The organism is Xenorhabdus lircayensis, from assembly GCF_016306625.1.
GTDB classification, from domain to species: Bacteria; Pseudomonadota; Gammaproteobacteria; order Enterobacterales; family Enterobacteriaceae; genus Xenorhabdus; species Xenorhabdus lircayensis.
The window spans coordinates 1-8,882 of record NZ_JACOII010000093.1 but is presented as its reverse complement, the minus strand read 5'-3'; the positions used below and the strand labels follow the sequence as shown (position 1 = coordinate 8,882).

The 8,882-nt window shown below is 42.8% G+C and carries 7 protein-coding genes and 3 pseudogenes; 4 read left to right on the top strand and 6 right to left on the bottom strand.

Annotation, left to right across the window (positions count from 1 at the left end):
• Nucleotides 1–14 precede the first annotated feature (14 nt).
• Nucleotides 15–833, top strand: coding sequence for a hypothetical protein (locus H8A87_RS19425; RefSeq protein WP_232370383.1), 819 nt, complete (start codon nt 15–17; stop codon nt 831–833).
• 239 nt (nt 834–1,072) lie between these two features.
• Here the strand turns inward: H8A87_RS19425 and argF are convergent, their stop codons facing one another.
• Complete coding sequence (gene argF, locus H8A87_RS19420) at nt 1,073–2,086, bottom strand: ornithine carbamoyltransferase (RefSeq protein ID WP_198691519.1); 1,014 nt, start codon at nt 2,084–2,086, stop codon at nt 1,073–1,075.
• Nucleotides 2,087–2,319: 233 nt separating this feature from the next.
• Here argF and rraB point away from each other — a divergent pair, with 233 nt between their 5' ends.
• Nucleotides 2,320–2,745 (top strand): ribonuclease E inhibitor RraB, encoded by a 426-nt coding sequence (gene rraB, locus H8A87_RS19415; RefSeq protein WP_198691518.1) that lies wholly within the window; start codon nt 2,320–2,322, stop codon nt 2,743–2,745.
• A gap of 74 nt (nt 2,746–2,819) precedes the next feature.
• Here rraB and H8A87_RS19410 read toward each other — a convergent pair whose 3' ends face one another.
• A complete protein-coding gene (locus H8A87_RS19410) occupies nt 2,820–3,323 on the bottom strand; it encodes a GNAT family N-acetyltransferase (RefSeq protein WP_198691517.1) in 504 nt (167 codons plus the stop codon).
• A gap of 105 nt (nt 3,324–3,428) precedes the next feature.
• Nucleotides 3,429–4,042, bottom strand: a pseudogene (locus tag H8A87_RS19405) (LysR family transcriptional regulator).
• Nucleotides 4,043–4,049: 7 nt separating this feature from the next.
• Between H8A87_RS19405 and H8A87_RS20115 the strand changes: the two are divergent.
• Nucleotides 4,050–4,139 (top strand): annotated as a pseudogene (locus tag H8A87_RS20115) (hypothetical protein); the annotation flags it as partial.
• A gap of 132 nt (nt 4,140–4,271) precedes the next feature.
• Here H8A87_RS20115 and H8A87_RS19400 read toward each other — a convergent pair.
• From H8A87_RS19400 to H8A87_RS19390, 3 genes are read right to left on the bottom strand one after another with little or no spacing between them, the layout of a single operon-like run.
• Nucleotides 4,272–5,045: an amino acid ABC transporter substrate-binding protein gene (locus H8A87_RS19400; protein ID WP_198691516.1), complete on the bottom strand. Its 774-nt coding sequence runs from the start codon at nt 5,043–5,045 to the stop codon at nt 4,272–4,274.
• A gap of 49 nt (nt 5,046–5,094) precedes the next feature.
• Nucleotides 5,095–5,859, bottom strand: a complete 765-nt coding sequence (locus H8A87_RS19395) for an amino acid ABC transporter ATP-binding protein (RefSeq protein WP_198691515.1) — start codon at nt 5,857–5,859, stop codon at nt 5,095–5,097.
• A gap of 2 nt (nt 5,860–5,861) precedes the next feature.
• A complete protein-coding gene (locus H8A87_RS19390) occupies nt 5,862–6,551 on the bottom strand; it encodes an amino acid ABC transporter permease (protein ID WP_232370382.1) in 690 nt (229 codons plus the stop codon).
• A 1,023-nt stretch (nt 6,552–7,574) separates the two neighbouring features.
• Between H8A87_RS19390 and H8A87_RS19385 the strand changes: the two are divergent.
• A pseudogene (locus tag H8A87_RS19385) lies at nt 7,575–8,882 on the top strand (hypothetical protein); the annotation flags it as partial.

Sequence of the window (8,882 nt, the reverse complement as noted above, 5' to 3'; positions counted from 1 at the left end):
TAACCATTTAATACATGACCTTAACTAACGAAGAGAAAGAGAGTGTGACGATTACTGCGCGTAGTGCGGATCCGAATGAGCCTATTTATTTAGGTTGGTCATGTGATAAAAACAAGAATGAGTATGATGAAGGGACTCTGGAAGAGAATGGAAGTATAGATCGCACTGTTAATTTAATAGCGACAGAGGATGAGGATAGGCAGGAAACCGTTTATCGTTATCTGCGGACGAGGGCTAATATTAATGTCAGCATGGAATTTATGGCTGTGGTGACCATTGATGGAAATAAATTCACAACCAATATGCAGCAGTATTTACATATTCTGACAGTAATACCACGTGAGCCGTATAGTATTAAAAGTAATAAACTTTCATTAATACGTGACAATGCTTTTAGACGCGAATTTGAAAAAGGGTATTATGTGGGTGTCTATGTTTTTTATTGGGTATTACCTTACTCATTGACAATAAAAAATCAGCAGCTTCGTGGGCGTGATCAAGAAACATGGTTGGGAGCAGTTATCTTCAATAATGCAGATGCTGACCGATTACAAGAAGGCATCGTGTTAAATACGGATATAACCGCACAGGACTTCAGGGTTGAAGATACGATGATGGCAACAGGTTTACCTTATGGTAATCATTATATAAGCCTCAGGTCTGGAAATGAGTTTATCAGAGCTACTTTCGGATACTGTGATAAGTATCATTATAGTTATCCAGAAGATAATTCAGGTTGTTTCATCATGATAACTGATAATTTAGGGTGTGTTTCTAATTACTTTGTGATGTGGAGTCATGATTCAAAATTATTAGCTATTTATAATAGTTAATAATATCTTCATCTATCAGTAAATTATGATATTAATATATATGTTAACCTTTTATTTTTTAATAAATGAGATTTATGTTGATTATGCTCAGGTAACATCTTTCAGAAAAATCTGTTAGGGGAATTGTTTAATTCGTAAATGCAGAAGACAAGTGAAAACGTCTCAGGTAAGACTTGTGGTAACTCACTAAAAAGCGGTGTTTAACCACACCGCATTAGCGAACAATTATAAAAAATCAATCACAAATTCAGTTCATTCACCAACGTTGCCACTATCACGGCCTTAATGGTATGCATTCGGTTTTCAGCCTGATCAAACACAATACTGTGTTCTGATTCAAATAATTCATTGGTGACTTCCAGCCCACCATATAAATTGAATTTTTCTGCCAGTTGTTTGCCGAGGATCGTTTCTTCATCGTGAAAAGCAGGCAGGCAATGCAGGAATTTTACCTCTGGATTCCCTGTCAGTTTTACAACATCCATATTGACCTGATAGGGTTTCAGTAATGTGATGCGTTCTTGCCAGACCGACTTAGGTTCTCCCATTGATACCCAAACATCGGTATACAGAAAATCAATTTCTTTTACACCTTGTGCAATATCTTCTGTCAGAGTGATCTGACCGCCAGTTTTCTCCGCCTGTTTTTGGCATTCTGCAACCAAACCCGCGTCTGGCCAGCACCCTTTTGGAGCGACCAAACGGAGATCCATACCCGTCAATGCAGCAGCTTCCAGCATAGAATTACCCATGTTATTGCGGGCATCGCCCAGATAGGCAAATTTGATTTCAGACAGCGGTTTTTGGCTGTGCTCCTGAATCGTCAGTAAATCAGCCAGCAACTGGGTAGGGTGGAATTCATCAGTCAGGCCATTCCAAACCGGAACGCCTGCGTATTGCGCCAGCGTTTCGACAATTGGCTGACCGTGACCACGGTATTGGATGCCGTCATACAGCCGCCCAAGCACCCGCGCGGTGTCTTTGATGGATTCTTTGTGCCCGATCTGGCTGCCACTTGAGTCTAAATAGGTAACATTGGCACCTTGATCATGAGCAGCGACTTCAAATGCACAGCGTGTACGGGTGGAGACTTTTTCGAAAATCAAGGCAATGTTTTTTCCCGTGAGTAAGGGAGACTCATTACCTGACTTTTTATTCGTTTTTAATTCATGGGCCAGTGTTAAAAGAGTATTAATTTCTGTAGGAGTAAAATCAAGTAATTTTAGGAACGATCGTTGGAAAAATGGGTTCATTATGCATTATCTCCATCAGTGCAATATTGAATTTATATTCACTATATATCGATAAAAAATTCAATTACAAGTCCCATGTTCAGCGTTTGTAAGAGTGATGGTATTAAGACTGATTGTGGATCAGTCGCTTATGGGTTGTATTTCTCCTTGAACAAAACTGGATAGATATATCCTTTGTTAAAAAAAGATGGGAGAATGCAAAACAGGACAGCCAACTGACGGAGGGGATTGGCATGGCAGACCCACATGCTTTAGAAGAACAGCGCGAAGAAACTCGCTTGGTCATTGAAGAATTATTGGAAGATGGTAGCGATCCTGATGCGCTTTACATTATTGAGCACCACTTTTCGGCGGAAAACTTCGATCAACTGGAGAAAGCAGCCGTCGAAGCATTTAAGTTAGGTTATGAAGTCACGGATGCAGAAGAGCTGGAAACGGAAGATCGCGTTGTTTTGATGTGTTGCGATGTGATCAGCGAAAGCCGTCTGGAGGCTGAACTGATCAACGTACAAGTTGAACAACTGATGGATCTGGCTGAAAAGATCGGTGTGAATTACGATGGTTGGGGGACGTATTTTGAAGATCCCAATGCACCGGATGACGAAGATGATGAAGGTGATCTCTTTCCCCCAGAAGAAGATGAACGCAGGCTTCATTAAGGTCTTTTGAAGACAGCGTTATACTCCAATGCCCCACTTGATCCGTGGGGCTGATTTATTGATGTTTGTCGGCGTTATAGTGCCTTGAACATCCTGACCTCACAGTCGCTGTGGCCTGTATTGCCAAGTGGCTTATCAAGATAGCTGAATCCCAGTTTTTCATACAGGGCAATAGCGGCTTTCAGGTTCCCCGTCGTTTCCAGATAGCAGCGTTTAAAACCCTGTTCTGTACTGAATTCGAGCGATTGCTTCACGATTTGCTTGGCAACACCTTTTCCCCGCAGTACCGATGAAAGGTACATCTTCTGTAATTCGCAGGTATCATTATCACCACCCGCCAGCGGAGCAACACCGCCACCACCAACAACTTCGCCATCCATTTCGACAACCCAGTAAGCGCTGCGTGGCTGGCTGTAAACTTCGTGCAGTGTATCCAGAATCGGATCAGCAACGGCAAAACCTTTGTCTGCGGTTAAGCCATGCTCGGCGGATACCTCGCGGATAACAGCGGCAATGCCTGCGTTGTCTTGTTGGGTGATAGGGCGAATAACGTAGTTATCTGTTGTTTTTGCTGTCATTATTTGTTCTTTATCTTTATTGATAGGGAAGATAAATAATACAGCATGAAAGGTATTGGTTTAACTAATAATTAATCAGATAAAATATGGAACCACGGTCCCATATCAGCTTACTGACAAGGTTCTTGTTTCTGGTTTAACTTCAATTTGTTCTGAATAATGAAGTTGAAAATAGCGCTCTAAAAATTCAATCGTTACCCTGATACAAGCAGACATGGCCAGACGTGTGACATAGACCGCCCAGATATTCGCTGGTTGATAATATTCAGGAAGAATATGGTGATTTGATATTTTCTCTGACACCCCAATAAGAGCGTAAGGTAAGGTTATTATCAATATCATCACCAACACGAATATCCAAATCAATGCCTTCAGTGACTAAATCTATAATGCGATCTTCCACGTCAAACCGAAGCTACTGACGACTCTAATGGTTCCTTGAGGTTCTTGTCGAAGTTCAGAAAGTTCACCAGCATCTGGTTAACATCATTTAGAATGCGTTGTGCCCATTCGTATATTCGCTCACCATCTTCCGTAATTGATACTCGACGTGTTGTCCTATGTAACAGCGTGACATTCAATACGCTTTCTAATATCGCAATGCGTTTACTGATAAAGGCCGGAGACGCCCCAATTTCTTCAGCAGCGGCTGCAAAACAGACTCTTTTAGCGACTAAAAGAAAAACACGTAGATCCTGTAAAATAGGTAGATTGTTCATAAACCTTAAATTATTAACGTCAGCCACTAAATCAAATGGATTAGCGATTAGTATGCTTTATTGGGATGAGCGAGTCGAAGAGATGGCAAAACAGTATTTTATTTTATATTATTTATGGTTGGGAATAATGAATAATACAGCATGGAATTAATTGGTTTAAATAATAATTATGGGACCGTAGTCCCATATAATTTAAATGAAACAGTTTATTCAGGAGGATTTTCCTGATTTACTTAGAAATATCCACTCCAAAATACTTCTCGGAGATACGGGCATACGTACCGTCATCTTTTATCTCTCGCAGGGCTTTATTGATGGCTTCTACTAGTTCGGCATCCCCTTTACGCAGTAAAACGGCTGATTTACTCGCATCGGCTTGGTGGGCGACAATTTTCACGGGGGCATTAGGGCGCTGTTTTTTGAAATCAAGGAACGACAGGCGATCATTCAATGTAGCATCAGCGCGTCCGGTGACGACCAAATCAATGGCTTGGTTAAAACCATCGGTACTGATCAAATTAGCCCCGTAAGACGTTGCCAGTTGCCCATAGTTACTGGTTAGTGATTGAGCTGAACGTTTTCCTTTAATATCAGAGAAGGTTTTAATATCACTGTTATTATCACGGATGATCAACGCGACTTGAGACGTTGTATAAGGAATGGAGAAACTGTATTTTGCTGCACGTTCTGGGGTGACTCCCACTTGATTGATAACGACATCAAAACGTTTAGCATCCAGCCCTGCGATCAAGCCATCCCATTTTACTTCCATGAATTCAGGTTTAACGTTCAAACGACGGGCGATTTCCCGTGCGATATCCACATCAAAGCCGGTTAATTTGTTGCTGGTATCATGGTAGGTAAAAGGAGGATAAGTGCCTTCCGTGCCAATCTTAAAGACGCCAGAAGCTTTTATGGCGTCAAAATCTTTGCCGGCATAGACAGGGGCAGAAATAGCAAGGGCAGTCGCGCCCGCCAGTAACAGACTCAAAATTTTTTTCATTGCGTTTCTCCGAATAAAAGATGTTGCTGATGTTAAACGTGACTGCTTGCTATATTTCCCAATCCGGTAAGGTTTCTGTCAGGGTTGAGATAAACTCGACAGTGCGTACCTTACTGGGGCGGGTGAAGATAGTTTTTGCCGTGCCAGATTCAATAATCTCGCCGGATTCCAGAAAGACGACGTTATGGGCAAGGTTGGCAGCCAGTCGCAAATCGTGCGTTGCCATTAACATGGTCGTGCCTTCTTCTGCCAAATGTTTTAAGACCGAAATGACTTCCTTGGATAATTCAGGGTCAAGTGCTGAAGTTGGCTCATCACACAGCAGCACTTTTGGCGAAGGTGCCATCGCTCTGGCTATGGCTACACGCTGCTGTTGACCACCCGACAGTGTGCTTGGCCAGACATCGGCCTTGTGGGCCATACCGACTTTTTCCAACAATTCCAGTGCCCGTTCTCTGGCGCATTTGCGTGGCCATTTTTGTACCCAAATCAGCCCTTCCATAATGTTTTCAATCACCGTCAGATGCGGGAAAAGCTGGAAGTTTTGGAATACCATGCCAGTTTGCAGGCTAAAGCGCTGGATTTCCCGGTGTGGCAGCCGCTCCTTACCGTTAAATGTAATCTGCTCCTTGCCAATTTCCAGCTTGCCGGCCTGTGGGATCTCCAACAGATTAATACAACGCAGCAAGGTACTTTTCCCACTGCCAGAAGGGCCGATAAGTGCAGTCAGGCTGCCTTCCTTAATGGTCAGGTGAATATTTTTCAGCACCTTTTGCCCGTCGAAACTTTTTTCAATATTGGTGAGCTGAATCATCTTTAGCTTCCTTCATTACTTTGTTGGTTGCTGTTTTGTTGGGCAAATTTCTTTTCCAGCCAGTTTTGCAGTGCTGACAACACCGAACTCAAGAGTAGATAGAGAATGGCGGCTTCGGTATACAGGATGAGCGGCTGATAAGTGACCGCGGCGATGCGTTGTGCCGCCAGAAACATTTCTGGCACGGTAATGACGGAAGCCAGAGACGTGTCTTTTACCAGCGAAATAAAGGTATTGGACAAGGGAGGAATTGAAACCCGTGCCGCCTGTGGCAGTATGATACGGCGCAGTGATTGCCACCAACTCATGCCGATAGAGTGAGAGGCTTCCCATTGCCCCTTGGGAACAGAAATTAAGGCGGCGCGGATCACTTCTGAGGTATAGGCGCCGACATTCAGGGTAAAGCCGATAACGGCGGAAGTGAACGCTTCCAGTGTAATGCCCACGCTGGGCAGGGCGTAGAAAATCAGAAACAGTTGTACCAACAGAGGTGTGCCACGAATTAACCAGACATAAAACCGAACTACAGCAATCAGCGGCTTAGGGCCGTATAGCCTGATTAAAGCAACGATAAACCCCAACGAGATCCCAAGGGCGAATGTAATCAGCGTGAGGGGAATGGTGAATGTCAGGCCAGCGTAAAGCATCGGCCACAGGGAATCCAGCGCTAAACTGAGCCATGATGGGGTCATAGAACCTTCCTAATCGATTGATATTAAAAATATGTTTATTTTTTATAAAGTTGTTTTAATGATGATATGGCAAGAAAAGGTGAACGTTATATACAATAAAGTTATATCTTAGAACTTTAGGGTTGGTTGTATAAGTAAATCTGGCAAGAAATAGAATAATAACAAATAAGAATATTATGGTGACTCTAAATATATATTTTAAATAAATAACTTTATTAATTATTTTTTAAATGTTTTATTAATGAATATCTCATCAAAATGAGGTGCTGAATTAATGTGAATAAATAGAGATAGCGTCTAATTGTTAACTAAAGTGTGTTATCAGAAAAATCTTATAAAACTATTTATAGTATCTTAAAGGCAGAGGGGAAGTGGTGACAGGAATAATTCAATGATGGATTTTGGTATAAATATAACGTGTAACAATGAAACCACTGTATAAAAAACTTGCGTTTTATTTTTTCATGGTATTTACTCTGCTTCCTAATTTTAACATGTGATAAATTTATACGCTTGTGTGCTTCTTGTTACAAGTCCCAGGGTATTATCAATAAGCAGGGTGAATTCTCTATTACTATTTCCCATTGCTTTTATATAAATTAAGCACTGATTTACGAGTGCTATCCTATATTTAGTCAGATTTATTCTGGTGTTTTATTTCATCGAGGCTATTGATCACTTTGGTAAATGAATTTACCGGAAATTTTATGTAAAGGTAAAAGAATGAAAAAGATTTTATTTAAGCCAGCTACTTTGGCAACATTAATTAATGTCGCCTTAGTATCTTATGCTCAAGCTCAAGGTACAGCTCAAACTCAAGATAAAACTCAATCTCCAAAAGACATCTCTCTGCCAGCGGGAAAATTGGGCGATTATCTCTATTTGTTTCACATAGGTGGGGGTGAGATCCTTATATCAAAGGACAGTCGGATAGATTTAAGCAGGCCTAGGTCTCTGGTGCCGGGTTCGATAAATTCTATTGTATTATTGAACGGTAAATTGGGAGAGCACTCATATAATTCTATGACAGTGGGAAGATCGGAGATAGGCAATAATTCTTCATATTCTACTGCCTTGACTGATTCGTCTATTGGTGATGATTCATTTATTTCTATGGCAGTGGGACAATCGGAGATAGGCAATAATTCACATATTTCTATGGCAGTGGGACAATCGCAGATAGGCAATAATTCACATATTTCTATGGCAGTGGGACAATCGGAGATAGGCAATAATTCACATGGTTCTTTAGCGGTGTTGGGATCGTATATTGGTCATCAGAGTTCCCAATCTGTGTCTTTGGGTTATCGCTCGATAATTGGAGACAATTCAGAGCATTCTATAGCTATAGGTTCAAAAGCGAAGATTGGCGATAAAGTAAACTATAGTATTGCTCTGGGGAATACTGCTACTGCTAACTATCATGATTCAGTAGCTTTAGGTGCTGGGTCCAAAACTGATAGAAAACAGAGTGTTTCGTTTGGTGATAAGGATGACTCCAGTAAAAATAAACCGCTAACGAATATTGCTGAAGGTACTGAGGATCACGACGCAACGACTTTTGGACAGGTTAAACGACATGTTGACCAAAAGCTGGCTAATAACACTTTCTTTTTTTCTAATACAAATACAGCATTTCCAACATTGACAAATTCATATTATGTGGGAATTCCTGCTTTTAGCTCAAATAACAGTGATGTAGTGTCATTTGGTCACAGTCAAACTAAATTGCGATTAGTTAATATTGCCGATGGTAAAGATAAACATGATGCTGTCAATTATGGTCAGTTGGAGGCATTAGAAAAAAGAATTAATACTTCAACTCAATCGGCAATTAATTTAGTACAAACGGCAGCTACACAATCAGCGGCAGATGCGAAAGCAGCGCAGCAGGCGGCGGAGCAGTCAGCGCAAGACGCCGCCGGCTCAGTAACCAAGGCGGACACGTCACAGCAGGCGGCCGCGCAGTCAGCGCAAGACGCCGCCGGCTCAGGGACCAAGGCGGACACAGCGCAGCAGGCGGCCGCGCAGTCAGCCCAAGACGCCGCCGGCTCAGCGACCAAGGCGGATACAGCACAGCAGGCGGCCGCGCAGTCAGCCCAAGATGCCGCCGGCTCAGTGACCAAGGCGGACACGTCACAGCAGGCTGCCGCGCAGTCAGCGCAAGACGCCGCCGGCTCAGCGACCAAGGCGGACACAGCGCAGCAGGCGGCCGCGCAGTCAGCGCAAGACGCCGCCGGCTCAGTAACCAAGGCGGACACGTCACAGCAGGCGGCCGCGCAGTCAGCGCAAGACGCCGCCGGCTCAGCGACCAAGGCGGACACGTCACAG